General features: G+C 71.4%; 1 protein-coding gene. It reads left to right on the forward strand.

The features are described from left to right. Positions 1–59: 59 nt before the first annotated feature. Positions 60–273 (forward strand): hypothetical protein (locus ACNAW0_RS30875; protein ID WP_416291559.1); only part of this gene is annotated, 214 nt, incomplete at its 3' end.

Below are 273 nucleotides of genomic sequence, written 5' to 3' on the forward strand. Positions count from 1 at the left end.
CGCACGCCCGACCAGACACCGTTGTGGGCGTCGACCGTGGCGTGAAGGTCGCCTTGGCGATGTCCGACGGCCGCATGTGGCACCGTACCTTCACCACTGCGGGTCAGGAACGCGACCTGGCCCGACTCAAGTCGAAGGCCGGCCGGCAGGAGACCGCCCGCCGCAACCGCGGCGCGACAACCTCCCACCGTGCCCGCAAGGTCCGTGCCGAGATCGCCCGGACCGAGGCGAAGATCCGTAACCGGCGCCGCGACTTCCTGGCGTGGGCGGCGA

Origin of the sequence: Micromonospora sp. SL1-18 (assembly GCF_047921505.1) — a bacterium.
Lineage (GTDB): Bacteria > Actinomycetota > Actinomycetes > Mycobacteriales > Micromonosporaceae > Micromonospora.